Raw genomic sequence first — 26,882 nt, forward strand, 5'->3', positions numbered from 1 at the left:
GATGTCCGAATCGCCGACGGGCTCAGCGACCGAGAAGCCTCTTCGCTTCAGCCTTCGCGTCAACAACGACCTCGACCTCGAGGCGCTGAGCGCCATGGCACTCGCCGCCGAGGAGGCGGGGATCGACCAGCTGTGGGTCTCCCATGACCTGATGTTGCGTTCGGCGCCCGCACTCCTGGGAGCGCTGTTCACGCGCACGACGCGCATCCACCTCGGCATCGGCATCATGAATCCGTACTCCGTCCATCCCGCTGAGCTGGCGATGACGGCAGCGACGCTGCAGGAGATCTCCGGTGGACGATTCCTGCTCGGCCTCGCGGCGGGCTCGGGCGAATTCCTGTCGTGGATCGGGATCGAGCAGCCGAGGCCCCTCACCGCCACCCGCGAAGCCCTCCGGTCCGTGCGTGCGCTCCTGTCCGGCCAGCGGCCGATGGACGTCGCCGGAGCGGGGGAGGGGTGGACCCGTGACGCCTATCTGCGTCTCGCGCCGACGTCGGTCCCCATCTACATCGGGGCGATGAGCCCCCGGATGCTGGGGCTCGCGGGCGAAGAAGCCGACGGCGTTCTGGCGCTGCTGTTCCCTCCGGAGCACTTCACCACCGCGTCGGCTCTGGTCGCAGACGGCGCACAGCGCGCCGGCCGCACGATGGCCTCGGTCGACATGCCCGCCTGCATCTGGCTCTCGATCGACGAGGACCGCCGATCGGCGGATCGCGCCCTCGCCCGCAAGCTCGCCTATTACGGCGGGGCGTTCTCGCCCTACCTCCTGGAACGGGCGGGCCTACGCACGGAGGACTTCGCTGCGGCGTCGGACGCGCTGCGCGAGGGCGATGAGGAGGCGGCGATCGACACCATCACCCCGCAGATGCTGTCCCTCGGCATCTCCGGAGACCCCGACACGGTCATCGAGCGGTGCCGGGAGCTGATGGCGCTCGGGGTCGACCATCTCTCCTTCGGACCCCCGCTCGGCCCCGATCCCGTCGCCGCGATCGAGCTGCTCGGTCGCCGCGTCCTTCCTGCCCTGAGGAGCACCCCATGAACGACGCCCTGATCGCGCTCTCCAACGACATCGAGGAGTGGGCGCGCCGCGCGGCCTTCCGCTCGTCCGACGACATCCCACGCCTGCGCCGCGACCCCCGGTGGCTGCCCGACTTCACTCCCGCCTCCATCGAGGATCGGCGTCAGGCGGTGTCGGAGTTCCGCGAGCGGCTGGACGCTCTTCGGATCGCCGACGGCGATGTCGCCGGGCAGGTCGATCTCCGGCTCCTGCGCTCGGTGCTGAACAGGATGGAGTGGGACACCGATGTGCTCCGCAACTGGGAACGGGATGCGGTCTTCCTGGTCGGTCAGATCCTGGGCCCCTGGTTCGACCTGCTCCTTCCCCGGCCTCCCTTCGCCGCCGAGGTCCAGGAGGGGCTCATCGAGGTCGCCCGGTCGATCCCCGAGCGGGTCTCACTCGCCGAGGAGAACCTCCGGGCCGCGGGGGTGGCCGACCTGGCCCGCGTGGCCGCTCTCGAGCTCCGCGGCATGCGCGAGCGCTTCCCCGCCTCGGTCGAGGCCCTCGACGGTGTCGTCGCCGGCGACGTGCTCCGTGAGCTGCGCCTCCTCGCGCCGGCTGCCGGCGAAGCGCTGGCGCGGTTCGGCGAGTGGCTGGACGCCGAGGCCTCGGGCTTCGTCCCGTCGGTGCCGGTGGGGCGCGAGAAGTTCGTCTGGTTCCTGCGCAACATCGCCTTCATCGCCGAGGAGCCCGAAGAACTGGTCCGCGCCGCTTTGCAGGACTACCGTCGCGCGGTACTCGCCGAGACCGTCACCCGCAACCGCTTCCGAGATGTTGCGCCCGATCCGATCGCCGCGACCATCGACGATCAGGTGCAGCGACAGATCGTCCAGGAAGCCGAGGTGCGCGCCTTCTCCGAGCGCGAGGGCCTGCTGTCGCAGCCCGACGGCCTGCAGCGATACCACGTGGCGCCGATGCCGGCCTACCTCGAACCGATCCGATTCCTCGGCGTCACCGACGACCTCACCGACCAGGACCGGCTCGACCAGGACGGGGTGTCGTACATGCCGCCGCCCCGACCGGACCTGCCCTACTTCTACGCCGCCAACGCCCGCGACCCCCGCCTGGGGATCATCCACGAGGGGGCCCATTACAAGCAGCTGGCGCTGTCGTGGGCGAACCCGGATCCGGTACGCCGTCGCTACGTCGATTCCGTCGCGAACGAGGGCATCGCCTTCTACAACGAGGAGCTGATGCTGCTCGCCGGGCTGTTCGACGACGCCCCCCACTCGCAGGAGGTCGTCCACAACTTCAACCGCCTGCGGAGCCTGCGCGTCGTGGTCGACGTGAACCTCGCCACCGGCGCCTTCTCCCTCGACGAGGCGATCGACTTCTTCGTCCGCCTCGTCCCGATGGACGTCGAGACCGCGCGAGAAGAGTGCGCCATGTATCTGGCGACCCCGGGGCTCGCGATGTCGTACCACGTGGGCAAGCAGCAGCTGCTGCGCCTCGTCACCGACGCGATGGTCGCCGAGGGTGAGAGCTTCTCGCTGCAGCGCCTTCACGACCGGGTGTGGCAGAACGGCAACGTGCCCTTCTCACTGCAGCGCTGGGAGATCCTCGGGGATCGGAGCGACCTCGACGCGATCGAGGCGACCCCTGCGCAGGCGTAACCGAATTGGTATCGAATGTAAGGTGAGTTTGACGTTAGGCTTGTCAAAGCCAAACTTCACGCAATGAAGAGTGATTGTTTGCAAAACTGAAACACATGTGGCCGTGCATCGAAACACAGTCGCGGCACGGTGTTCACAACCCCCTTCGGCGCCCGTGCGGAGGGAAAGCCGACGAAACGCATGAGAGGAAACACCATGCATAAGAGATCACGGCTGGCGGTCATCGCCGCAGCCCTCGCGTTGCCCGCGCTCGTTCTGAGCGCGTGCTCGAACCCCGGGGGAGGCGAGACGGACGCATCCGGCGGCGACGACGCCGCGACGGGCGGCACCCTCCGCCTCGCGGGGAACTCCGACGTGCTCTACCTGGATCCTGCGGCGGCGTACTCCGCGCCGGACTACCAGATCCACCGCACCCTCACCCGGACGCTCTTCGCGCACGTCCCGGCCGGCAACGACACCGGCAACACCGAGATCGTGCCCGACCTGGCCCTGGAGATCCCGACCGTGGAGAACGGCGGCATCTCCGAGGACGGGACCGTCTACACCGTCGAACTCCAGGAGGGTGTCGAGTTCGACGCGCCCGACGGCGCGCGCGAGATCGTCGCCGAAGACGTCGTGCTCGCCGCGAAGCGCATCTGCAACCCGGTGTCGCCGTCCAACGCCCTCGGCTACTTCACCGACACCATCGTCGGCCTCGACGCGTACTGCGAGGGGTTCGCCGAGGTGGAGCCGACGGTCGAGGCGATCCGCGAGTACATCGAGGGCAACGACGTCGAGGGCGTGCGCGCCGTCGACGAGCGCACGGTCGAGTTCACCATCACGCAGCCGGCCGCCGACTTCATCGACATCATGGCCCTCGGCGTCTTCCTCGCGCCGCAGCCGGTCGAGTACCTGGAGTACCTGCCAGACTCCCCGGAGCTGCGCCAGAACATCATCTCCACCGGCCCGTACCGCATCGCCGAGTACGTCCCCGAGGAGAGCTTCACCCTCGAGCGCAACCCGGTGTGGAACGCCGAGCTCGACCCGATCCGCGACGCCAACGTCGACGCGATCGAGATCTCGATGGGTCAGGACGCCGCCGCCGTGCAGCAGCAGCTGGAAGCCGGCACCGTCGACATGCAGTGGGCCGACACGGTCACCCCGACCGCCTCGGTCCCGGCGCTGATCGGTGCGAACGACGAGCGTCTGGTCATCGGCAGCGACGGCGCGATCCGTCCCTACGTGGTGATCAACACCCTCAGCCCGAACGCTGACGGCGCGTACGGCGACACCACGGTGCGTCAGGCGTTGAACTTCGCCATCGACCGCGCCGCGTCGCAGCAGATCCTGGGTGGCCCGGGCCTTGCCGAGGTCGCCACGCAGATCCTGCCGCCCGAGGTTCTGGGCACCGAGCAGGCCAACGTTCTCGACGTGCCCGCCGAGGGTGACACCGAGCGTGCGCAGGAGCTGCTGGAGGAAGCCGGTTACGCCGACGGTCTTCCCGTCAAGCTGCTCTACCGCGAGACCGAGCCCTACGCCTCGCTCGCCACGGCGATGCAGCAGGACCTCGAGGCCGCAGGCTTCCAGGTCGAGATGAAGGTCACCACTCAGAACGCCTTCTACGGCGAGTTCCTGCTCAACCAGGACATCACCGAGGCCGGCGAGTGGGACATCGCCATCGCGGCGTGGAGTGCGGACTACTTCGGTGGGCGCCCCTACCTCGTCCCCATGCTCGACGGTCGCGGCTACGTCGACGGCTCGCCGAACTTCGGTGGCTGGAACAACGAGGAGTTCAACGCCCTCGTGGACGAGGCCCTCGCGGCCGAGACCCCGGAACAGGCGAACGAGCTGTGGATCGAGGCCGACGCGGTCGCGACCGAGGATGCGGCCTGGGTGCCGATCGCCTTCGCTCGCACTCCCGTCTTCCACTCGGAGCGGGTCGGCGGGTTCGAGTGGAACGCGTGGACCAACAACGGTGACATGACGAAGGTGTTCCTCAACGAGTGATCGTCGAGGAATCTGAATACCGCTGAATGAGAGAGAAGGAGGTGCCACGTGTTGCTGAGCGTCGAGGATCTTGATGTGTCGTTCGACACGGGAGACGGTCGACTACACGCGGTGCGTGGCATCTCCTTCGATCTCGACCGGGGGGAGACCCTCGGTGTGGTCGGAGAGTCCGGTTCGGGCAAGTCCGTCAGCACCCAGGCGATGGTCGGGCTCTCCAGCGGCGCGATCGTCTCCGGACGCGCGCTGTTCGAGGGACGCGACCTGCTGACGATGGGTGACGCCGACCTGCGCTCGATCCGAGGGCGCGAGATCGGCATGGTCTTCCAGGACCCGCTGTCGTCGCTGCATCCGCAGTTCCGCGTGGGTGCCCAGATCGCCGAGGCGATCCGGGTTCATGAGCGCACCTCGCCGAAGGCGCTGCGCTCGCGGGTGATCGACGTCCTCGACGAGGTCGGGATCCCGAATCCCGACAAGCGCGTGGACGACTACCCGCACCAGTTCTCGGGCGGCATGCGCCAGCGCGTCATGATCGGTCTCGCTCTCGCGCTGCGCCCGTCGCTGCTGATCGCGGACGAGCCGACCACGGCGCTGGATGTCACGGTGCAGGCGCAGCTGCTCGAGCTGATGAACCGTCTCCAGCGCGAGCATGGCACGGCCATCCTGATGATCACCCACGACCTCGGGGTTGTCGCCGGCATCGCCGACCGCGTCATCACGATGTACGGCGGGCGGATCGTCGAGCGGGGCTCGCGCACCGACGTCCTCGCCCAGCCTCACCACCCCTACACGCGGGGTCTGCTCGGCTCCGTCCCCCGGGTCGGCTCGCAGCGCACGGTGCTGCAGGCCATCCCCGGAAATCCCCCGAGCCTGCTGATCGATGAGCCCGGCTGCCCCTTCGCCTCGCGGTGCGCCTTCGCGCACGCCGAGTGCCTCCCGAGATTCCCCGAGGAGAAGCGGATCGCGCCGGGGCACGGATCGGCCTGCGTCCTGCCGGTCGAGAACGCCGGCCCCGTCGTCCTCCCCGTCATCGAAGAGGTCCACGCCGCCGCGAGTGCCGACCGGGAGATCCTCGCCAGGATCGAGGACGTCCGGATCACCTTCCCCGGTGCGCGGAAGGGTGTCCTGGGCCTGAAGTCCGACACGGTCGTCGCCGTCGACGGCGTCAGCCTCGACATTCCGCGCGGCGGAACCCTCGGCATCGTCGGAGAGTCAGGAAGCGGCAAATCGACCCTCGCTCGCGCGCTGACCGGGCTCATCCCGCTCACCAGCGGCCGCGTCGAGTTCGAAGGTCGCGACATCTCCACGATGCGACGCGCGGAGCGGCGCGCGCTTCGTCGAGAAGTGCAGATGGTCTTCCAGGACCCGTACGGCTCTCTGAACCAGCAGCGACGGGTCGGATCGATCATCGCCGACCCGCTCGTCATCCACGACCAGGCCGAGGGCAGGGGACTGCGCCCTCGTGTGCAGGAGCTGATGGAGCTCGTGGGGTTGAACCCCGAGCACTACAACCGCTTCCCGGCCGAATTCTCGGGTGGACAGCGCCAGCGCATCGGCATCGCCCGGGCGCTCGCACTCAATCCCAAGCTGATCGTCTGCGACGAGCCCGTCTCGGCGCTCGACGTGTCGATCCAGGCGCAGATCCTCAACCTCCTCAGCTCGCTGCAGGACGAGCTCGGACTCACCTACGTCTTCATCGCCCATGACCTCGCGGTCGTCGAGCACATCGCCGATGTGGTGGCCGTGATGTATCGCGGCGTGGTGGTCGAGAAGGGGACGGTGGACGAGATCTACCGTTCGCCGAAGGAGGACTACACCCGTGCGCTTCTCGAAGCCGCGCCGCACGTGGATGCCGCTCTGGACGGCGGCGGGATGTTCGCGAAGGGTGGAGAGCGATGAGCGGGCCCGGACCCACGGATGCGCGCGTGGAGGCAGAACGTGAGGAGGAGGCCGAGGCCATCGAGGCGCAGGCGGTCCCGGGCCAGACCCGGCAGACCGCTGTCGTCGCGCGCAGCCCGCTCCAGCTGGTCTGGGGCCGCCTGCGGCGCGACCGCACGGCGATGATCTCCGCCGTCGTCATCCTCCTCGTCATCGTCGCGGCCTTCGCCGCGCCGCTGGTCGCCGCGTGGGTGGGCCACGGTCCGAACGAGCAGTTCCGTCAGGAAGGACTCTCGGAGTTCGGTGCTCCCGTCCCGCCGGGGCCGCAGTTCCTCCTCGGCACCGACAACCTCGGTCGCGACGTCCTGGTCCGACTCGTCTACGGTGCCCAGGTCAGCCTCATCGTCGCCTTCGCGGCCACCATCGGGGCGCTGGGGATCGGCACGCTGGTCGGACTCATCGCCGGGTTCCTGCGCGGCTGGGTCGACACCGTCCTGACGTGGCTGATGGACACGACCCTCAGCCTTCCGCAGTTGCTCTTCGCCATCTCCCTCGTGGCGCTCGTCGGACCGTCGCTGACGACGACCGTGGTGGTCATCGTGCTGTTCTCCTGGGCACCGATCGCCCGAGTGGTGCGTGGGCAGGTGCTCTCGCTTCGCGAACGCGAGTTCGTCGAAGCCGCCCGTTCCCTCGGTGCGTCGAACTGGCGCATCATGCGCGTGGACGTGCTGCCGAACCTGCTCGTGCCGATCCTCGTCTACGGCACCCTGCTGATCCCGCAGGCGATCGTCTTCGAAGCGACCCTGTCGTTCCTCGGGCTCGGTGTGCTGCCTCCGACGGCGACCTGGGGGAACATGCTCTCGATCGCCTCCCAGGGGTCGCTCTACACGATCGCTCCGTGGCTGGTCATCTTCCCCTCGGCGGCGCTGCTGTCGGTGACCCTCGCCTTCAACCTCCTCGGCGACTCGATCCGCGACGCGTTGGACCCGCGGCAGACGCTCTTCGCCGGCCGCCGAGGTCTCGCCCGCCGCCGCGCCGCCAAGCGCGCCGCACGGAAGGCCGCGCACGCATGATCCGCTTCCTCAGCCGCCGGGTGGTCTCCGGCATCCTCACCCTGTTCGCGATCAGCGCGATCATGTTCCTGCTGTTCTACGTCGCGCCCAACGACCCGGCACGCACCATCGCGGGCGTGCAGGCGACGAACGCCCAGGTCGACCAGGTGCGCGAGCGCCTGGGGCTGGATCTGCCGATCCTCGAGCGCTACGCGATCTACATGGGCGGACTGCTCAGGGGCGACCTCGGGTATTCGTTCTTCAACCAGCAGCCGGTCCTCGACTCGATCGTCGCGCGCCTTCCCGAGACCGCCTCCATCGCGATCGGCGGACTTGCGATGGCGCTTCTGATCGGCATCAGCATCGGCATCGGCGCCGCCCGGCGTCCCGGATCCTTCCGCGACCGGGTGAGCACCGTGTTCGTGCTCAGCGGTCTGAGCGTCCCCACCTTCGTCGTCGGCCTGCTTCTGCTGTACGTCTTCTTCTTCCAGCTCACCGTGCTGGGGCTGCCCCTCTTCCCCGCCGCGGGGTACGTTCCCCTCACCGAGAACCCCTGGGAGTGGGCGCGGCACCTGATCCTCCCGTGGATCACGGTGGGCTTCGTCTCGGCGGCGACCTACGCCCGTCTCACGCGCAGCCAGCTGGCGGGGGTGCTCGGCGAGGACTACATCCGCACCGCCCGCGCCAAGGGCTTGAGCGAGGGCGCCGTGGTCTACCGGCACGGAATGCGCAGCGCCCTGACGCCTGTCGTCACCCAGGTGAGCCTGGACATCGCGGTGCTCATGGGCGGCCTGGTCGTGACCGAGCAGATCTTCGGGATCAACGGCATCGGTCGTCTGGCGATCCAGTCGGTCACCCGCGGCGACCAGCCGGTCATCATCGGAACGATGCTGCTGGCCTCGCTGTTCGTGGTGATCTCGTCGATCCTGGTCGACATCGTGTACGCGCTGCTCGATTCGCGCGTCCGCGTGAAGTGAGATCGAAGAAAGGTCATCATGCTCGATGAGCACACGCGCGCCCTCGCCAAGGGGAAGAACTTCGCCTCTCTGACGACGCTGCGCAAAGACGGATCGCCCACCGCGCAGGTGATGTGGGTCGACTGCGACGACGAGCACATCCTCATCAACACCGAGGTGCACCGTCTGAAGTACCGTCATATGAGACGCGACCCCCGGGTCGCGGTGCTGATCATCGATCAGGCGAACCCCTACAGCTACGCCGAGGTGCGCGGCGAGGTGGTCGAGTTCATCCTCGGCGATCGGGCGCGCGCCCACATCGACGAGCTGTCCGAACGGTACTTCGGGCGCCCCTACATCGCCGAGCAGATCGAGAGCGAACGCGTCATCTGCAAGATCCGGCCCCATGCGTGAGCGCGAAGGAGAAGGCATGACCCGTTCGAGCGAGGACCTGGCCGCCGAACTCGGCCCCGACGTCATCCGCTGGCGCAGCGTCGGACCCTCCCGTGGCGGCCGCGTCGTCGCCGTCGCGGGGGATCCTTCCGACCGCTCCCGTTTCTGGATGGGCGCGTGCTCCGGCGGGGTCTGGATGACCGACGATGCCGGCCAGTACTGGAAGCCCATGTCCGACGGCTTCCTCGAGTCCGCCTCGGTGGGGGCGATCGCCGTCGCCGACGCCGATCCGCAGGTGATCTGGGTGGGAACGGGCGAATCCTTCGCCCGCAACAACGTCGTGCCCGGTGATGGGGTGTACCGCACCGTCGACGGCGGCCAGACCTGGCAGCACCGGGGGCTGGATGCCACCAAGCACATCGCCAAGGTCCGCGTCGATCCGCGCGACGCCGACGTCGCGTTCGTCGCGGCGCTCGGAGACGTGTTCGGCCCCTCCGCCGAGCGCGGCGTGTACCGCACCCGCGACGGCGGCGACACCTGGGACCTCGTGCTGCACGTCTCCGAACGTGCCGGGGCCGCCGACCTCGTTCTGGACCCGACGAATCCCCGCGTCGTGTACGCCTCCATCTGGCAGATGGTCCGCCACCCCTGGGACATCGTCTCGGGCGGGGAGGACTCGGGCCTGTGGCGATCGCGCGACGGCGGCGATACCTGGGAGCTGATCTCGGACCACCCGGGCTTCGCCACCGGCCTGCTCGGGCGGATCGGCATCGCGGCCAGCCCGGCGCGCCCCGGTCGGGTGTGGGCGCTGGTCGAGGCGATCGGGGAACAGGGCGGCGTCTACCGATCGGATGACGCGGGCCAGACCTGGTCGCAGGTGTCCACCGAGCGGTCGGTGCAGGGCCGACCCTGGTACTACAGCCACATCATCGCGCACCCCACCGAGGCCGACACCGTGTGGTGCATGAACACCTGGGCCTGGCGTTCGCGCGACGGCGGCCGGACCTTCCAGCAGGTCCAGACCCCGCACGGCGACAACCACGATCTGTGGATCGACCCGAGCGACCCGCAGCGGATGATCAACGGCAACGACGGTGGCGCGTGCGTGAGCGTCAACGGCGGGATGACCTGGTCGTCGATCTACAATCAGCCCACCGCGCAGTTCTACCGGTTCGACGTCGACCACCGGTTCCCGTTCGACCTCTACGCCACCCAGCAGGACAACTCCGGCATCCGCGCGCCCTCGCGGTCGTGGAAGGGGGCCTTGCGCTGGCCCGATTGCCTCGAGCTCGGCGAGGCCGAGGCCGGCGATGTCGCTCTGGATCGCTCCGACCCTCGTTTCGTCATGCTGGGCGGGGCCGGCTTCGGCCACCCCGGTCCGCTGCTGCGCTTCGATCAGGTCACCGAGCAGGCCCGCGACGTGGCCGTGTGGCCGGAGTACTTCATGGGCATCGGCGCGAGCGAGATGAAGCACCGCTTCGGATGGACGTATCCGATCGAGTTCTCGCCGCACGAGCCGAAGGTGCTCTACGTCGGCGGTGAGCGGGTCTTCCGCTCGCCCGACGGCGGGATCACCTGGCAGAGCATCAGCGGCGACCTCACCCGTGACGACCCCGCCAAGCAGCAGCCGACGGGCGGGCCGATCTCGGGGGATTCCACCGGAGCCGAGGTCTACTGCACGATCCACGCCTTCGCCGAGTCGCCGATCACGCCGGGCGAACTGTGGGTCGGGACCGATGACGGACGCGTCCACCTCTCCCGCGACGGCGGCGGCGAATGGACGGAGCTGTTCCCGACGGGTCTGCCGGAGTGGGCGACGGTCACCCGGATCGAGCCCTCCCACCACCGCGCCGGGCGTGCCTACCTCACTGCGCATGCCTACCGGCTGCAAGACCTGCGGCCGCTGGTCTATCGGACGGATGACTTCGGCGCGACGTGGGAGGCGATCGCCACCGGCATCCCCGAGTCGGAGTGGGCGCGCAGCATCCGCGAGGATCCCACGCAGCCCGACCTGCTGTTCCTGGCCACCGAACGGCGGGTGTGGTTCTCGGTCGACCGGGGGAGCACCTGGGCGAGCCTGCGCGGGAACATGCCCTCGGTGCCGGTCTACGACATCAAGGTGCGCGACCACGAACTCATCGCGGGCACGCACGGGCGGGCGTTCTGGATCCTCGACGATCTGGCGCCGCTGCGCGAGATCGCCGCGCTCGCATCCGACGGGCTTCACCTCTTCACCCCGCCGACGGTCTACCGCTATCCCACTCCGGACGGCTTCGACATGCCCGGCGAGGGCACCTGGGTGGGCGGCTTCCCGGGGGTTCCCCTGGGCGGCGCGACCTTCACCCGTCGCCACCTCCCGGACGGCAGTGCCGAGACGGTGTGGCTGGACGGGGGGAAGAACCCGCCGAACGGCGCACAGCTCATCTATCGCCTGCCCGCCGACGTCTCTTCGGTCACGATCGCCATCGCCGACGCCGAGGGCCAGACGCTGCGCACCTTCCGCTCCTCCGTGCCGGAAGACCGGAAACTCCCGCCCGCCGAAGTGCCGTCCACCGACGCCGGCGCGCACGCCTTCCTGTGGGATCTGCGCGTGGAGCCGGCCCTCACCGCGCCGGGTGAGGACGGGCGACGCGGCGTGGTCTACCCCGGTCCCCGTGTGGCGCCAGGGCGCTACACCGTCACGATCACGGCCGACGGCGACAGCCGTGCGCAGGTCGTGGTGGTGCACCGCGACCCCCGCGGCGTGGCCGACGACGACGATCTGCGCGAGCAGTACCGCCTGCTTCTGCGCATCCGGGACCTGCTGCAGCGGGTCGCCGACGGCATCGGCACATCGACGGCCGTGCACGACGTGCTGTCGGGGCTCACACGCCGCCTCGGGGATCATCCGCTCACGGCACGCATCGCCGAGATCGCCGAGGAGGCCGACGCGGTGCGTCGGATCCTCACCAATCCCGACATGAAGGATCACAACGACGCGCTGAAGATGGCGGCGGGCCTCGAGCAGAAGATCGTGCTCCTGCCCGAGATCGTCGTCGAGCTCTCCGACACCCGGCCCGTGCCGGGGGTGTACGAGGTGCTCGACCGCTTCGAGGCCGAGGCCGACGAGGCACTCCGGCGCCTGGCCGCCCTGCGCGCGGACGGGCTGCCGCAGCTCGATGCAGCCCTGCGCGCGGACACCACCGTCCCCTTGCTCGGACTGAGTCTGTAGGAGAGTCGTGCGCATGCGTGCCCCCCGTTCCGTCGTTCTGGCGCTCGCCGCCGTGCTCGCCCTCACCGGCTGCGCAACGGGTACCGGTGCCCCCGGGGGCTCCTCGTCGACGGATGGGGCGTCGGCGATGGGGGGAGCCGACCTCGTCGTCTATGTCGGGCGCAACGAAGACCACGTACGGCCGCTCGTGGAGGAGTTCGAGCGGCGCACCGGGCTCGACGTCGACGCGCGGTACGGCAGCACCGGTGAGCTCGCGACGACCATCCTGCAGGAGGGGGCGTCGTCTCCCGCCGACCTCTTCTTCACGCAGGACCCCGCCTACATCGGCGCGATCTCGGAGGCAGGGCTGCTGAGCCGCCTGCCCGACGATGTTCTCGACGCCGTCGTCCCCGGGATCGCGGGAAGCGACGGCGACTGGGTCGGCGTGACGGCTCGACGGCGGGTCCTGGCCTACGACCCCGCGACGACATCGGCCGATCAGCTTCCGGACACGATCTCGGAGCTCGTGGAAGAGCCGTGGCGCGGGCGGGTGGGGCTCGCGCCCACCCACAGCTCCTTCGTCTCGTTCGTGGCGGCTCTCGTGGCGATCCGCGGCGAGGGCGAGGCGCTCGCCTGGCTCGAGGGCATCGCCGCCAACGATCCCCAGATCTTCGACGGCAACGAGGAGCAGCTGCGAGCGATCGCGGCGGGAGATCTGGATGTGGGGCTGGTCAACCACTACTACGTCCACCGGCTGCGGGCCGAGGATCCCGCCTTCTCGGTGCGCAACCACTCCTTCGCCGCGGGCGACGCCGGCGACGTGCTGATGCCCACCGCGATCGGCCGCCTGACCGGCGGTGCGCACCCCGAAGCTGCGGTGGAGTTCATCCGGTTCCTCCTCGCAGACCAGGCGCAGCGCCACTTCCTCGACGAGGTCGGTGAGTACCCGCTCGTGCTCGGCATCGGAACGCCCGCGGGCGAGCGGCCGCTCGATCCGGAACTCATCGATGCCATGAACCTCGCCGAGGTGGCCGGCAACCTGGATGTCGCCACCGACCTGATCGCACGGGCAGGCCTGATCTGACCCGTGTGAGATCGGCGACCGTGACGGTGAGCCCGGTGGTGCGCGGCGGCGCGGCGGCGAGCAGAGGCCGAGTCGCGACGATCATCGCCGTGGTCGTGGTGCTCGGACTCAGCGTGCCGCCGCTCGTCGTCCTCGTGGTCCAGGGGGTGGCGGGGATGGGAGCTGAAACCGTCCCTCCGGCACGCTTGCTGATGCTCCTGGGGAACACCCTCCTGCTCGCCGCCCTCGTCGTCGCCCTTTCGCTGCCCGTCGGCACGGCCACGGCGTGGCTGACGGCGCGCACGACCTTCGCGGGCCGGCGGGTGTGGGCGACGGCGATCACGATCCCCCTCGTGCTTCCCGCGTACGTCGTCGCGGTCGCCCTGTCGGGCATGTTCGGCGGAGACGGGCTTCTCACCGACCTTCTCCGCCCCTGGGGGATCTCCCGCCTGCCGCCCGCCGCGGGGCTCTGGGCGGCGACACTGTGCCTCACGATCGTGGCGGTGCCGATCGTCCACACCCTGGCCGCCGTCGCGCTCTCGAGGATGGACCCGGCGCTCGAGGAGACCGCTCGCCTCCTCGGCCAGAGCGGCTCGAGGCTGTTCTTCCGCGTGATCCTCCCGCAGCTGCGCGGCACTCTCGCCCTCGCCGCGTGCGTGGTCGCGCTGTACGTCATCTCCGACTTCGGCGCGGTGTCGATGCTGCGCTACGAGACCTTCACCCGGGCGATCTACGCACAGTTCCGCGGACGCGTCGAGGTCGGCCCGGCTTTCGCGCTGTGCCTCACCCTGGTCCTGGTCTCGGGCGTTCTCATCGCCGGTCAGGTCATGCTGCGCGGCCGGCACGGCGCCGGGGCCGCCCACACCCGGCCGGCGGCCGTCACCCCGCTCCGACCGCTCGCCGCGGCGATCGCCTCGACGCTCCTCGGAGTGCTCGTGCTCTTCTCGACCGTGCTGCCCGTGATGACGCTGACAACCTGGGCTCTGCGGGGATGGGCAGCGGGGGCGCGGCCCGGCCCCGTCCTGGAAGAGGCGGTGAACGCTTTCGGTCTCGCCCTCCTGGCGGGTGCGGTCACGACGCTCCTGGCGTTCCCCATCGCCCTGGCGGCGCGGAGACGCAGCAGATTCACGCGGGCGATGGAAGGCGTGCCGTGGATCACCCATTCCCTGCCGCACCTTGCGGTGGGCCTGGCGATCCTGGTCCTTTCCATCGCCGGCCCGGCGGCGCTCTACCAGTCCCGCACCACGCTCGTCCTCGCGTACGCCGCCCTGTTCCTCCCCTTGGCGATCGGTCCGCTCTCCGAGGCGCTGCGCGGCATCGACGAACGGCTTCTCGACGTCTCCCGGTCTCTCGGACGAAGTGAGATGCGCACCCTCGTCGGCGTCGTCCTGCCACTGGTCCGACCTGCCATGCTGACCGGGGCGGCGCTGGTGTTCTTCGCGACGCTGCACGAGCTGCCGGTGACGCTGCTGCTGCGTCCGACGGGGTCGGAAACGCTCGCGGTGCGCCTGTGGGGTGCGATGATCGAGGGGCAGTACACCACTGCCAGCATCGCCGCACTCCTCATGGTCGTCATCAGTGTCCCCCTCCTCGCGCTGCACGCGCGGTCGCAGGTGCGTGCGAGCGTGGCGTCGTGAGCGTCGCAGCGCTCGACGCGCGCGCACTGGTCCGGCGCTTCGGCGACGTCGTCGCCGTCGATCACGTCGATCTCACGGTTCGGCAGGGCGAGCTGGTCGCCCTTCTCGGACCGTCGGGCTGCGGAAAGACCTCGATCCTGCGCCTGGTCGCCGGCCTCGACCGCGGCGCGGGGACTGTCGACATCGCCGGGGTGCGCATGAGCGGGGGTGCGCGGTTCGTGCCGCCCGAGGCGCGCGGGGTCGGGCTGGTTTTCCAGGACAGCGTCCTCTTCCCTCACCTCGACGTCGCCGGCAACGCCGCCTTCGGACTGCGCGGGGCCGATCGGATGGCGCAGGCGGGCCGCATCCTCGACCTCCTGGGCATCGCGCACCTGGCGGCGCGGATGCCGTCGGAGATCAGCGGCGGCGAGCAGCAGCGGGTGGCCCTGGCGAGGACCCTGGCGGCGCGGCCCGCGCTGGTGCTTCTGGACGAGCCCTTCTCGCACCTCGATGCGAGTCTGCGCGAACGCGTTCGTGACGAGACCGTCGCGGCGCTGCGCCGCACCGGGACCTCGGCGCTGCTGGTCACCCACGATCAGGGCGAGGCGCTCGCCGTCGCCGATCGCGTGGTGGTGATGGGGGCCGGCCGGGTCCACCAGGCAGGGCATCCGGCCGAGGTCTACCGGCGCCCGGCCGACCGTTTCACCGCCGAGTTCGTCGGGCGATCCACCCTTCTTCCGGCGCGGGTGACACGGCCCGGCGTCGCCGTCACCCCGCTCGGTCAGGTCGCCGTCGACCCCGAAACACCGCCGGGCGCGCGTCTGGCGGTGCTCCGGCCCGAGTCGGTGTCGCTCACCGATCCGGCCGCCGGTCTCGGCGCAACGGTCGTCCGCGCCTCCTTCCGCGGTGCCGACCGACTGGTGCGGATCGCCCTTCCGGGCGGGGGCGAGATCGAGGCCGTGACGCCCGCCGACCTCGGTCCCGGTGATCGGGTCGGTGTGATCGTCGAGGGAGTGGTCGCGACCGTCGCGGATGACGGAGCCGCCGCTCACCTCACGCCGCGGGCGGCGGACTTGTGGGAGCGGGAAGCGAGCGCGCGGCGCTGATGAGGTCGGCGCCGGCGGCGGCGATCACTTGGGTGTCCACGGCCACGGCGACGCTGGTGTACCCGCGGCCGATGAGGTTCTCGGCCGCTGCCAGACCTCCCGCGAAAGCGCCCGCCACCGTGCCCGCCCGGCGGCACGCCGCCACGACGGTGTCGAGCGGGTTGCCGGGCGACCGGTCGGCCAGGAGATCGCCGACCGTGGTGCCCAGGGCAAGGGCGAGGTCGAAGGGACCGACGAACACCTCATCCACCCCGGGGGCCGCGGCGATCGCCTCGACGTCGGCCACGGCGCGCGCGGTCTCGACCATGACGGCACACCAGACGGCTTCGTTCGCCGTCACCGGGTCGATCGTCGGTTCGCCCCGGTAGGCCGCGAGAGGACCCCAGGAGCGCTCTCCGAGCGGGGGGTACCGGCTGGCGCGTGCCGCCGCGATCGCCTCGTCGCCGCTCTGGACCATCGGCACGATCACCCCGCGCGCCCCGGCGTCGAGGGCACGTCCGATGAGCGCGGGGGAGTTGTGCGGCACGCGCACGTGCACCGGGACTCGTGCGGCGCCGGGGATGGCCGCGATCAGGGCGGCGTCGTCGTAGAGGCCGTGCTGCCCGTCGAGCACGAGCAGATCGGCGCCGATCCCGGCGAGGAGGGATGCCGCGGCGGGGACGCCGAGCATCGACCAGGCGGCGAGGCGCACCGGGGAGGGGGAGGAGGTCACGGGCCGACTCTACTGAGGCGCCGCCATCGGCGTCACACCGGCCAGATCCTCCCGGCGGGGGCGGACGTCGGCGAGGGGGTTGTCGAAGTGCTGCAGCAGAGAGGCCAGACGCATCATCGCGCGGTCGCGCTCGCGCACGTTGTCCTCCCATGCCGGATGCGGCAGGCGCTGCTCGATGGTCGTGGCCACGTGTTCGATGGTGTCGGGGTTCCAGGGGTTGTCGCCGCCGCGCTCGAGCGCGATGCGGGCGTACACCGGCCCGAGGACCTCGGCGTGGCGGCGCAGCCCACCCCGCGTGTTGAGCTCACTCGTGGTGAAGGGGCCGATCACCGACCAGCGCAGGCCCAGGCCCTCCCGCACGAGGGTGTCGATGTCCTCGGCCGACACCACGCCGTCACGGACGAGGCAGTAGGCCTCGCGGAGCATCGCGGCCTGCAGGCGGTTGAAGGCGAATCCCTCGATCTCGCGGCCGAGCACGATCGGGGTCAGCCGCGCGCGCAGGAGGAGCGCCTGGGCGGTGGCGACGGTGCTCGCGGCGGTGAACGGCGCGGGAACGACCTCGGCGACGCGGAGGAAGTACGGGGGATTGGCGGGGTGGACGACGAGACACCGCTCACGTCCGGCGAGACCCTCGGCGAAGGCCGAGGCCGTGATCGTCGAGGTGGAGCTGGCCAGCACCACTCGGGGATCGGTCAGTGCATCGAGCTGGGCGAAGAGACCCTGCTTGACGCCGAGGTCTTCGATCACGCACTCCTGCACGAAATCGGCCCCGCTCACCGCCGCCTCGAGGCTCTCGAGCACCTGCACCCGCTTCAGCACCGTGGCGACCGGCTCATCCAGGAGCCCCGCTCCGGACAGCTCGCCGAGCATGTGGGCCACCTCGTCCATCGCGGCTCTGCGCACCCCCGGCGCGGCCTCGAAGATGCGCACGCGGATCCCTGCGGAGGCGAAGACGATCGTCCAGGCGATGCCGATGCTGCCGGCGCCGATGACCGCCACGGTATCGGCGACGGACGCCGCGGCGTCGGGTCGAGCGGGCGGGGGTGAGGTCATATCGGCATCCGATCCGAGGTGGCGTTCTAGGCGGTGATCGAAGACGGTCACCGGATGTACGAGGCTCCGTTGAGGTCGATCGTCGAACCGGTGAGGCTCGGGCATCGATCCGAGGCGAGGAAAGCGGCCAGTTCGGCGACCTCCGAGGGGTGGACGTGGTCACCCATCGCCAGGCCGTCGGCGACGGCGTCGATCTGCGCGGGATCCAGGTCGGCGGTGCCCATCCCGGCACCCACGACGCCGGGCGCGATCGTGTAGACCCGCACACCCGACCGTGCATGGGCGCGAGCGAGTGTCTGGGCGAAGTTGCGCAGGGCCGCCTTCGAGGCGGCGTAGGCGCCGAGATCGGGGATGCGGCTGCCCTGCAGTGCCGCCCAGCTGGAGATCGCGATGATGGTTCCCGAACCGCGGGCCGACATCGTCGCCGCCGCTTCCCGCATGAGCGTGGCCGCGGCCACGACGTTGACCTGGAGCGACAGCTGCCAGCCTGGGTCCCAGATCTCGTCCGCGCCGTCCAGAGGCGTGGGCGTGAGGGCGGCGGCATTGACGACGACGGTGTCGATGGTCGACATCTCGCATGCGCGGTGCCAGAGGGTGCGGGCAGCCTCGGCGGTGTCGAGATCGGCGTGGATCAGAGCGCGTCGCGACTCGGGGATGCCGGCGAGGGCGCCTTCGGCTTCGGCGGGTCGGCTGCGGAAGGTGCCGATGACCCGGGCGCCCTCCCGGCCGAACGTTGCGGCGGCGGCGGCTCCGAGAGCCCCGGATACTCCGGTGATGAGGGCGGTGCGTTCCGCAAGCGTCGTCATGGCGTTCTCAGAGCATCCCGCCGTCGACGGGGAGGAGGTGCCCCGTGATGGCCCGCGAGAGCGGGGAAGAGAGGAACACGGCCGCATCCGCGACATCCTGCTCCTCTGCCAGCCGGCCGAGCGCGGTGAGTTCCGCCGCCTTGGCCAACGCCTCGGTGCGGGAGAGGCCCGTGGTTGCGGTACGGCCGTCGACGCGGGAGAGGAGGGCAGCGGTGGCGACGGGACCGGGCGCGATCGCATTCACGCGGATGCCGCGCGGGCCGAGCGCCATCGCCGCCGACCGCACGACGCCCAGCACCGCGTGCTTGCTGGCGACATAGGACAGCAGGTGGGGATCACCGCGCCAGGAGTTGAGGGATCCGATCGCGACGATCGTCGATCCCGGCGGCATGGCGGGCGAGACCGCGGCGATCGTGGTGACGACGCCTGTGACGTTGACGGCCATCACGCGGTCGAAGTCCTCCAGATCCACCTGGTCGGGAGCGTGCCAGGACGGAACGATCCCCGCGGCGGCGACGAGACCGTCGAAGGGTCCGCTTTCCTCGGCGAGGGCCCGGATCGCCTCGCGCGCCCCGCGCTCGTCGGTCAGGTCGGCCTGCGCCGAGGGCCATGTGGAGGCGACGCCGGGTTCAGGGGGGAGCAGATCGACCACCGCACCGGTGGCGCCTGCCGCCGCCAACGCCTCGACCACGGCGGCGCCCAGGCCACGCGCTCCGCCCGTCACGAGGAATCGGCGGCCGGAAAGCAAGGTCGGCGCCATCGCCGCTGCGGGCGATGCGCCGGAGGAGAGATCGTCCTGTGCCACCTGTCTGCCTTTGTTTCGTTGTCAGTAACGTACGTTATGCGAACGAAGTATCGCAATCCGAACAGTTCTGTGCGTATTGCGGACAAGTGTTCGTTGTGCAAACATCACTCCACAACGACAGTCCGGGGAAGAAGAGATGCACGGGACAGATTTCCGATTCGGAACGCTGCTGGGGGTCGACCACATCGGGGTCGGAGTCTCCGACATGGCGGCGTCGCTGGCCTTCTACGCCCAGCTCGGCTTCATCGACGTGGCCTTCGACTACACCGGCGAACTCCCCGGGATGTCTCCTCTCACCGGGCACGCGAGCACACGCGCGCGCGTGGTCTATCTGCGCTCGAGCCAGCCGACCGTGCTGGGTCGGTCGGGGATCAAGCTGGTCCAGATCCTCGACCGCCCCCAGCCCCCGCTTCCGGATGGATTCGCGTATGGCGAGCCGGGCATCTGCGAGGTCTGCATCCACGTGCAGTCCTACGAGGAGTTCCACGACAAGCTCGTGGCCGCGGGGCACCGCGTCCTGATGGAGCCGAACGACCAGGTCCTCGAGCCCTACGACACCCACTGCGGCCTGTCGTACGTCGAAGACCCCGACGGGGCCAAACTCGAGTTCATCGAGTGGCGATCCCTCGAAGCGGGCTGGCCCTACCCCGACGGCCCCCAGGGGGTCAATCACGTCGCCTTCGGCGTCGGCAGCGCCGATCGGACCGAGGAGTTCTACCGCAAGCTCGGCTTCACCGCGAAGCTCTTCGACATGGCCGGCATCAACGAGCCGATGAATCAGTGGTTCCTCGACGTCGGCCGCCAGCCGCCCAGCCAGCGGATGATGATGCTGATGAGCCCGCACGGCGGCTCGCTCGAGCCCGTCGAGCAGACCCCCGCCGGTCCGGACATGCGGGGCGAGTGGGGGCACCTCGGCACCTTCGAATTCGCGATCGGTGCGCGCAACCTCGACCTCGCCGTCGACCATCTCGGATCGATCGGCGTCGAGCTCGTCGGCGAACCCGCGGAGATCGCCCTCGATGACCGTCGCTCGTGGCGCTACGCCTACTTCCGCGACCCCGACGACCTCTACGTGTCGGTCACGGAGGTGCGGGCGTGAGCACGCGCACAGCCACGGTGGACGAGGTCACGTCGCACGCTGTCCCGATCATCCAACTCCAGAAGATCAACAAATCCTTCGGCAAGACGCAGGTGCTGTTCGACATCGACCTCACGATCGAGCGGGGTCAGCACGTCGTGCTGTTCGGCCCGTCCGGGTCGGGCAAGTCGACGGTCCTGCGCAGCATCAACCTGCTCGCCGACCCCGATTCGGGTTCTCTCAAGGTCGACGGGGTCGAGTTCGGCCCTGGGCTCGCCGGTGACCGGGCACCGCGCGGCGGCCGCTTGGCGCTGCGCCGCCGGGTGGGAATGGTCTTCCAGCAGTTCAATCTGTTCCCTCACCTGTGCGCCCTCGACAACGTGGCCCTGCCACTGCGGAAGGTGCGGGGGATGAGTCGGTCGGCGGCGCGCGAGAAGGCGGCCGTGACGCTGCGCCGGGTGGGCCTGATCGACCGCGCGGCGAACTACCCGGCTGAGCTCAGCGGCGGACAGCAGCAGCGCGTCGCCATCGCTCGCGCGCTCGCCCTGGACCCGGAGGTCATGCTGTTCGACGAACCCACGTCGGCCCTCGACCCGGAACTGGTGGGTGAGGTGCTGAAGACGATGAGAGAAGTCGCCGAGACCGGGATGACGATGGTCGTCGTCACCCACGAGCTCGGATTCGCCCGCGAGATCGGGGATCTCAACGTCTTCATGGAGGATGGGCGGATCGTGGAGACCGGACCGCGCGGGTTCTACGACAACTGCCGCAGCGAGCGCGCCCGCGAGTTCCTTCGGGCGGTGATGTGATGTCGATCACCGACTACGACTGGAGCCTCATCTGGGAGAACCGCGAGGCGCTCCTCGCCGGCCTGTGGACCGCATTCGCCGTGGCGATCGTGGGCCTGGCCATCTCGCTCGTCTTCGGTCTCCTGCTCGCGGTGCTCCGCTCCGCGCCGAAGCCGTTCTCCTGGATCGCCCTGGCCTACATCAACATCTTCCGCGGCGTACCGGCGCTCGTGAGCGTGATCTGGGTGTACTTCGGACTGGCCCTGCTGCTCGGAGTGCGATTCTCGGTCTTCGAGGCCGGAGTGATCGCCCTCTCGCTGCTCTACAGCGCCTTCTTCGCCGAGATCTTCCGTTCCGCTCTCCAGGCGGTGCCGAGCGGCCACACCGAGGCCGGTTGGGCGCTGGGAATGCGGTCGATCCAGATCTTCTTCTCCGTCACGCTCCCGCAGGCGGTGAAGATCGCCCTGCCGAACATCGGCAGCATGTTCATCGGCATGGTCAAGGACACCTCGACCTTCACCGTCATCGGGTTGCTCGAGGTCGTGCGGGTGACCCAGAACCTCGTCGCGACGAGTTTCCAGCCGTTCGTGCTGTACACCGCCGCTGCCGTGATCTACGTCCTCGCCGCTTTCGCCATCGATCTGGTGTTCCGCCTCATCGAGAGCACGTACGTCCGCCCGCCCCTCGGGGTCCTCGGCCGTGCCCTGCGAGCCCGCCAGCGGCGACGTATCGAGGCGCTGGCGGCACGGGTGAAGGCCGTCACGCCCGGCACCGGGGTCATCGCCACCCCCAAATGATCCCTCTCGACCCTTCGAGCACTCCCACCCATCCGAACGATTGGAAACCGTTGTGAACACACGATTCAGCCGGAAGGCGCTGCGCCTTCCCGTCATCACCGCTCTGGCGGCGGCAGCACTGGTGCTCTCCGCCTGCGGCGGAGGCAACGCGGGCGCCGACGCGGATTCCGGCGGTGAGGCTCCGGCGGACGACATCGGCCTCATGACCCCGGGAACCCTGGTGGTCGGAATGAACCTCCAGTACAAGCCGCAGATGTTCCTCGAGGGCGATACCCCCTCGGGCTACGACGTCGATCTCCTCAACGCGCTCGCCGACGAGCTCGGTGTGGAACTGGACATCCAGAACCTCGACTTCAACGGTCTGATCCCGGGTCTGCAGTCCCGGCAGTTCGACATGGTGTCGGTGGGCCTCGGCGCCACCGACGAGCGCAAAGAGGTCATCGACTTCAGCCGCGGCTATGTCCCCTACGCCACCATCCTGGGCGTTCAGCCCGGCGAGGAGCTCGGGTCGACGCTCGAGGACTACAACCAGGAAGGTGTCGTCATCACCGCGCTCCAGGGCTCGACCGGCGAGCAGCTCGTGCGCGACACCTTCCCCAATGCGACCGTTGCCGGCTTCCCCGACCAGAACGCGGCGCTTCTCGAAGTCGCCACCGGCCGCGCGGACGCGGTGGTCGTGGAGGACTACATCCTCGCCGAGTTCGATCGGTCCAACCCCGACCAGCTCACCGCGCTCGACCTGGACGAGCCCCTCAGCCTCTACTACGGCGCGTGGGGCGTGCAGAAGGACAACGGCGCTCTGGTCGACCAGCTCGATGCATTCCTGTGCCAGGCTCAGGAGGACGGCACTCTCGAGGAGCTGTACACGAAGTGGATGGCCCCGACCATGCCCGAGATGCCCGGAGGCTGCTGATCGATGACCGTCGATGAGCACGTGCACGACGTCCTGATCATCGGGGGCGGTCCGGCCGGCATGGCCGCCGCCGCGACCGCGGCGACGCGCGGACTGGATGCGGTGCTCATCGACGAGCGTCCGACCCTCGGTGGGCAGGTGTACAAGCAGCCGGGTCCCGGGATGCAGGTGGTGAACGCCCGCGAGATGGGGAAGCAGTACCGCCAGGGTCGGAGTCTCATCGACGAGGTCGAGGCCTCGGGGGCGACGGTGCGGCTTCGCTCCAGCGTGGTGGATCTCGAGCCGTCCGAGACGGGGTGGACGGCCATGGTCCACCCCGAAGACGGCGCCGTCGTTCCGCTCCGTGCGCGAGCGGTCATCCTCGCGACGGGAGCGCACGACCGTCCGGTCGTCTTCCCCGGCTGGGATCTCCCCGGTGTCATCACCGCCGGCGGTCTGCAGACCCTGGCCAAGACGCAGTCCTTCGTCCCGGGAGACCGGGTGGTGTTCGCAGGCTCCGGTCCGGTCGCCCTCGCCTTCCCCGCGCAGCTGGCCGGATACGGCGCCAACATCGTCACCGCGCTCGAGGCCGGGCCCGCACCATCCGTCACCGACCTCGCCCGGATCGCCGCCGCCGCCCCGGGCAACGTCGGCCTGCTCGGCGACGCCGCGCGGTACCAGGCGACCCTGCTGCGTCGCGGGATCCCACTGAAGTATCGGCGCATCGTCGTGCGCGCCGAGGGTGAAGGGCGCGTCGAACGCGTCGTCCACGCGCGCGTGGACGAGCGGTGGCGCGTGCTTCCCGGTACCGAGGAGAGCATCGAGGCCGACATCCTCTGCATCGGCTACGGGTTCACCCCCAGTGCCGAGCTCTTGCGGCTCGTCGGCTGCCGTTTCGACATCAACGAGGATCTCGGCGGCCCCGTCGTGCACCGCGACGCCCTCGGCCGCACCGATGTCGCCGGCATCTATGTCGCCGGTGACGGCGCGGGCGTCGAAGGATCCGCCGTGGCCGCCGACGAGGGGCGCCTCGCGGCGCTCGCCGTGACGCAGGACATCGGCACATCCGTCGACAGCCCGGCGATCGAGGGCCTGCGTCGCCGGATCAGCCGGCGCCGGGCGCTCACCCGCGCGACCACCCGGATGTACCACGTGGGCGAGGGGATCTTCGACCTCGCCGAGGACGACACCGTCGTCTGCCGTTGCGAGGGCGTCCGCGAAGGCGAGATCCGTGCCGCGGTCGCCGAAGCACCCGACGTCAGCGCCGTCAAGGCGCTCACCCGTGCGGGCATGGGTCCGTGCCAGGGCCGGATGTGCGGCCGGCACATCGCCGCCCTGATTGCGGGGGAGAAGGGCGTGGCCCCGGCGACGGTGATGCCGGCCACCCCGCGAATGCCTGCGCGGCCCGTGCCGATCGGCGCGATCGCCGATGCCGACGTGGCCGATCCGGGCCTGTTCCAGGCGGGGGAAGACGATCCCGTCGAACCCGAGCGCACCGACCTCGCCCCGGGCGACCTCGCGAGCCGGCCACGCGACCCGCTGACCGACACCGACGTCCTCGTCATCGGCGGCGGCATCGCCGGTGCGGCCGTCGCCTACTACCTCGCCCGCGAAGGTGTCGAGGTGGAACTGCTCGATCGCGGCCAGCTCAACCGCGAAGCATCCGGGACCAACGCCGGCAGCTTCCACTTCCAACTCGCCATCCATCAGCTCTCCGGGAAGGGCACCGAGGCCGATCGGTCGCGGCTTCTCAGCGACGCGCGGGCGAGCGTCGAGGCCTATGCGCTGTGGACGTCTCTCTCCCAGGAGCTCGGCGCCGATGTCGGGCTCCATCAGACCGGCGGCTGGATGGTCGCCGAGACGCCGGAGCAGCTCGCCCTCCTTCACGAGAAGCACCTTCTCGAGGAGGAAGCGGGCATCCACACCGAGGTGCTCGAAGGTGCGGCGCTGCGCGCCCGTGCCCCGTACTTCTCCGACCGCGTGCTCGGGGCGACCTACTGCGACCTCGAAGGTCATGCCAATCCGCTCATCGTCGCGCCGCTGTACGCCCGGAGGGCGCGAGAGCACGGCGCGCGGTTCCGCGTGGACACCGAGGTGTTCGCCATCGAGGTCGACGAGTCCGACTCCTCGTTCCGCTTCCGAGTGACGACGAGTGCCGGTGTCATCCGTGCGCGCCACATCGTCAACTGCGCAGGCGGCTGGGCGGGCGAGATCGGCGCGATGGTGGGACTGGACTTCCCCATCAGGCGCGAGGGTCTGCACGTCAACGTCACCGAGGCGCGCAGGCCTCTCCTGCCCTCGATGATCCAGCACATCGGTCGCCGGCTCACCCTCAAGCAGACCCATCACGGATCGTTCATCATCGGCGGCGGGTGGCCGAGCCCGGCGACGGGCTACCCGCGCCGCTATCCGACCACCTGGCGCAGCGCCGCAGGCAATCTGCGAGTGGCCCTCGACGTCGTCCCGCAGCTCGAGGACGTCCGTGTCGTGCGCACGTGGTCGGGGGTCATCGCCTTCACCGACGACTACTCGCCGATCGTCGGAGAGTCCGAGCGGGTTCCCGGCTATCACGCCTGTGTCGCCTCGACCGGCTTCACCTTCTCCCCGATCTACGCCCGCCAGGTCGCCGAGTCCATCGTCGATCCCGCGCGCACCGCCTCCCGATTCCCGACCCGGTTCTCGCTGGACCGCACCATCGCCTCGGCACCGACGCGATGACAACAACCCTGAGGAGCACTGCCTGATGAACCGCGACGATGTCGACTGGGCCGGCTATTACCCCGCCGTCGTCACCCCCTTCACCGAGACCGGCGAACTCGACCTGCCCACCCTCCACGCGCTGATCGATCAGTACGCCGACCGCGGCATGCACGGTGTGGTCGTGAACGGCACCTGCGGCGAGTGGTTCTCGCAGAGCGAGGACGAGCGACGGCAGGTTGCCGAGACCGCGGTCGCCGCCGCGCGTGGCCGGCTCCGCGTTCTGGTGGGATGCACGTCGAACACCGCCGCCAATGTCCAGGCCCTCGGCCGTCATGCGATCGATGCCGGCGTCGACGGCGTGCTCGTCTCGCCGCCGCCGTACATCAAGCTCTTCCCGAACGAGGTCGTCGCCTGGTACGAGGAGATCGGCGCGTCGCTCCGAGCGCCCGTGGTGGTCTACAACTGGCCGCACGGGACCGGCATTGACATCGGCACGGAGCTGGCCGACCGCCTGGCCGACGTCGATGCCGTCGTGGCGATCAAGGACTCCACGCCGGACGCCGATCAGTTCTTCGAGACGTCGCGGCGCGTGCGCGATCGGGTACGGGTCTTCGGTCCGTACATGTCGGCGCGAGGGGTCGACGTGCTCCGCAGCGAGGGCGGCGACGGCACCGTCGGGGGCGGTTCGCTCTACGGCCGACCGGATCCGCAGTTCTGGGAAGACCACTGGGCGGGCGACGTCGATCGAATGCGCGCGCACGCCGAACGATCGGACCGTCTGTTCCCGAAGCTGTGGCTTCCCGGGGGCTGGGCGGGGCAGTTCGGCTCGTACCAGGCGCAGCTGAAGGCCCTGATGCACATGCTGGATCAGCCGGCGGGCCACGTGCGCCGACCGCGGCTGCCCATCACCGACGCCGACGACCTTCGCACGATGCGATCGATCCTCCAGGAGGAGGGGCTGCTCGCACCGGATCGGGTGACCGCGTGAGCGGCCGCCGGCTGCCCGGCCACGGGCTGGAGCGCGGCCGCCCGGTCGACATCGTCGTGGACGGCGTCGCGGTGACCGCTTACGAGGGTGAGAGCGTCGCCGCCGCCGTCATGGCCGCCGAGACGCTGGCCCTGCGCCTGACCGAGGGCGGCGCCCCGCGCGGATACTTCTGCGGCATGGGGGTGTGCTTCGACTGCACGATGGTGGTCGACGGAGTGCCGCAGACCCGCACCTGCATGACGTGGGTGCGCGAGGGGATGACCGTCGAGCACCAGGTGGGAGCCGGTGCCGGCGAGCCGGAGCCCGACATCGCCCACTGACCCTCCGCGGTCGGCGCGAGGCGCGAAGGGTCGCGG

22 protein-coding genes are annotated in these 26,882 nt (G+C 69.9%); 18 read left to right on the forward strand and 4 right to left on the reverse strand.

Going from position 1 to position 26,882, the window contains the following annotated elements:
- Window position 1 precedes the first annotated feature (1 nt).
- The 11 genes from V6S02_RS15760 (at window position 2) to V6S02_RS15810 (ending at window position 15,907) form a co-directional block, all read left to right on the forward strand.
- The gene (locus tag V6S02_RS15760; protein ID WP_336401590.1) at window positions 2–1,039 is read left to right on the forward strand and encodes an LLM class flavin-dependent oxidoreductase; all 1,038 of its coding nucleotides are present in this window, start codon (window positions 2–4) and stop codon (window positions 1,037–1,039) included.
- Entirely contained in the window at window positions 1,036–2,670 is a 1,635-nt protein-coding gene (locus tag V6S02_RS15765; RefSeq protein WP_336401591.1) for a DUF885 family protein, read from the forward strand. The genes V6S02_RS15760 and V6S02_RS15765 overlap by 4 nt, the downstream gene beginning before the upstream one ends.
- 195 nt (window positions 2,671–2,865) lie before the next feature.
- Window positions 2,866–4,656, forward strand: a complete 1,791-nt coding sequence (locus V6S02_RS15770; protein WP_336401592.1) for an ABC transporter substrate-binding protein — start codon at window positions 2,866–2,868, stop codon at window positions 4,654–4,656.
- 48 nt (window positions 4,657–4,704) lie between these two features.
- Window positions 4,705–6,552 carry an ABC transporter ATP-binding protein gene (locus V6S02_RS15775; protein WP_124293982.1) on the forward strand — a complete coding sequence of 616 codons (1,848 nt, stop codon included), beginning with the start codon at window positions 4,705–4,707 and terminating at the stop codon, window positions 6,550–6,552.
- Window positions 6,549–7,604 (forward strand): ABC transporter permease, encoded by a 1,056-nt coding sequence (locus V6S02_RS15780; protein ID WP_124293981.1) that lies wholly within the window; start codon window positions 6,549–6,551, stop codon window positions 7,602–7,604. Before V6S02_RS15775 ends, V6S02_RS15780 begins: the two co-directional genes overlap by 4 nt.
- Window positions 7,601–8,560: an ABC transporter permease gene (locus V6S02_RS15785; protein WP_124293980.1), complete on the forward strand. Its 960-nt coding sequence runs from the start codon at window positions 7,601–7,603 to the stop codon at window positions 8,558–8,560. The genes V6S02_RS15780 and V6S02_RS15785 overlap by 4 nt, the downstream gene beginning before the upstream one ends.
- A gap of 18 nt (window positions 8,561–8,578) precedes the next feature.
- Window positions 8,579–8,953 carry a PPOX class F420-dependent oxidoreductase gene (locus V6S02_RS15790; protein WP_124293979.1) on the forward strand — a complete coding sequence of 125 codons (375 nt, stop codon included), beginning with the start codon at window positions 8,579–8,581 and terminating at the stop codon, window positions 8,951–8,953.
- Between the two features lie 16 nt (window positions 8,954–8,969).
- Window positions 8,970–12,143 (forward strand): hypothetical protein, encoded by a 3,174-nt coding sequence (locus V6S02_RS15795; RefSeq protein ID WP_336401593.1) that lies wholly within the window; start codon window positions 8,970–8,972, stop codon window positions 12,141–12,143.
- 13 nt (window positions 12,144–12,156) lie between these two features.
- The gene (locus V6S02_RS15800; protein ID WP_336401594.1) at window positions 12,157–13,206 is read left to right on the forward strand and encodes an extracellular solute-binding protein; all 1,050 of its coding nucleotides are present in this window, start codon (window positions 12,157–12,159) and stop codon (window positions 13,204–13,206) included.
- A gap of 20 nt (window positions 13,207–13,226) precedes the next feature.
- Window positions 13,227–14,822 (forward strand): ABC transporter permease, encoded by a 1,596-nt coding sequence (locus V6S02_RS15805; protein WP_336401595.1) that lies wholly within the window; start codon window positions 13,227–13,229, stop codon window positions 14,820–14,822.
- A complete protein-coding gene (locus tag V6S02_RS15810) occupies window positions 14,819–15,907 on the forward strand; it encodes an ABC transporter ATP-binding protein (protein WP_336401596.1) in 1,089 nt (362 codons plus the stop codon). The genes V6S02_RS15805 and V6S02_RS15810 overlap by 4 nt, the downstream gene beginning before the upstream one ends.
- Here the strand turns inward: V6S02_RS15810 and V6S02_RS15815 are convergent.
- The 4 genes from V6S02_RS15815 to V6S02_RS15830 are packed head-to-tail and all read right to left on the reverse strand — an operon-like array spanning window position 15,855 to window position 19,283.
- On the reverse strand, window positions 15,855–16,619 hold the full coding sequence (locus V6S02_RS15815; RefSeq protein ID WP_336401598.1) for an HpcH/HpaI aldolase family protein: 765 nt from the start codon (window positions 16,617–16,619) through the stop codon (window positions 15,855–15,857). The two genes, V6S02_RS15810 and V6S02_RS15815, sit on opposite strands and share 53 nt — an antisense overlap.
- A 9-nt stretch (window positions 16,620–16,628) precedes the next feature.
- A complete protein-coding gene (locus V6S02_RS15820; protein ID WP_124293973.1) occupies window positions 16,629–17,672 on the reverse strand; it encodes a 3-hydroxyacyl-CoA dehydrogenase in 1,044 nt (347 codons plus the stop codon).
- 47 nt (window positions 17,673–17,719) lie between these two features.
- A complete protein-coding gene (locus tag V6S02_RS15825) occupies window positions 17,720–18,478 on the reverse strand; it encodes an SDR family NAD(P)-dependent oxidoreductase (RefSeq protein WP_336401599.1) in 759 nt (252 codons plus the stop codon).
- Between the two features lie 7 nt (window positions 18,479–18,485).
- Entirely contained in the window at window positions 18,486–19,283 is a 798-nt protein-coding gene (locus tag V6S02_RS15830) for an SDR family NAD(P)-dependent oxidoreductase (RefSeq protein ID WP_336401600.1), read from the reverse strand.
- A gap of 136 nt (window positions 19,284–19,419) precedes the next feature.
- Here V6S02_RS15830 and V6S02_RS15835 point away from each other — a divergent pair, with 136 nt between their 5' ends.
- From V6S02_RS15835 to V6S02_RS15865, 7 genes are read left to right on the forward strand one after another with little or no spacing between them, the layout of a single operon-like run.
- The gene (locus V6S02_RS15835) at window positions 19,420–20,382 is read left to right on the forward strand and encodes a VOC family protein (RefSeq protein ID WP_124293970.1); all 963 of its coding nucleotides are present in this window, start codon (window positions 19,420–19,422) and stop codon (window positions 20,380–20,382) included.
- The gene (locus V6S02_RS15840; protein ID WP_124293969.1) at window positions 20,379–21,170 is read left to right on the forward strand and encodes an amino acid ABC transporter ATP-binding protein; all 792 of its coding nucleotides are present in this window, start codon (window positions 20,379–20,381) and stop codon (window positions 21,168–21,170) included. Before V6S02_RS15835 ends, V6S02_RS15840 begins: the two co-directional genes overlap by 4 nt.
- Window positions 21,170–21,946, forward strand: coding sequence for an amino acid ABC transporter permease (locus V6S02_RS15845; protein WP_124293968.1), 777 nt, complete (start codon window positions 21,170–21,172; stop codon window positions 21,944–21,946). The genes V6S02_RS15840 and V6S02_RS15845 overlap by 1 nt, the downstream gene beginning before the upstream one ends.
- Window positions 21,947–21,998: 52 nt before the next feature.
- A complete protein-coding gene (locus V6S02_RS15850; protein ID WP_124293967.1) occupies window positions 21,999–22,859 on the forward strand; it encodes a transporter substrate-binding domain-containing protein in 861 nt (286 codons plus the stop codon).
- Between the two features lie 3 nt (window positions 22,860–22,862).
- Window positions 22,863–25,556, forward strand: a complete 2,694-nt coding sequence (locus V6S02_RS15855) for an FAD-dependent oxidoreductase (protein WP_336401602.1) — start codon at window positions 22,863–22,865, stop codon at window positions 25,554–25,556.
- Window positions 25,557–25,581: 25 nt separating this feature from the next.
- Window positions 25,582–26,526, forward strand: a complete 945-nt coding sequence (locus V6S02_RS15860; protein ID WP_336401603.1) for a dihydrodipicolinate synthase family protein — start codon at window positions 25,582–25,584, stop codon at window positions 26,524–26,526.
- Window positions 26,523–26,846 (forward strand): (2Fe-2S)-binding protein, encoded by a 324-nt coding sequence (locus V6S02_RS15865; protein WP_124293964.1) that lies wholly within the window; start codon window positions 26,523–26,525, stop codon window positions 26,844–26,846. The genes V6S02_RS15860 and V6S02_RS15865 overlap by 4 nt, the downstream gene beginning before the upstream one ends.
- Window positions 26,847–26,882 lie beyond the last annotated feature (36 nt).

The organism is Microbacterium sp. CCNWLW134 (genome assembly GCF_037083565.1).
In the GTDB taxonomy this organism is placed as follows: domain Bacteria; phylum Actinomycetota; class Actinomycetes; order Actinomycetales; family Microbacteriaceae; genus Microbacterium.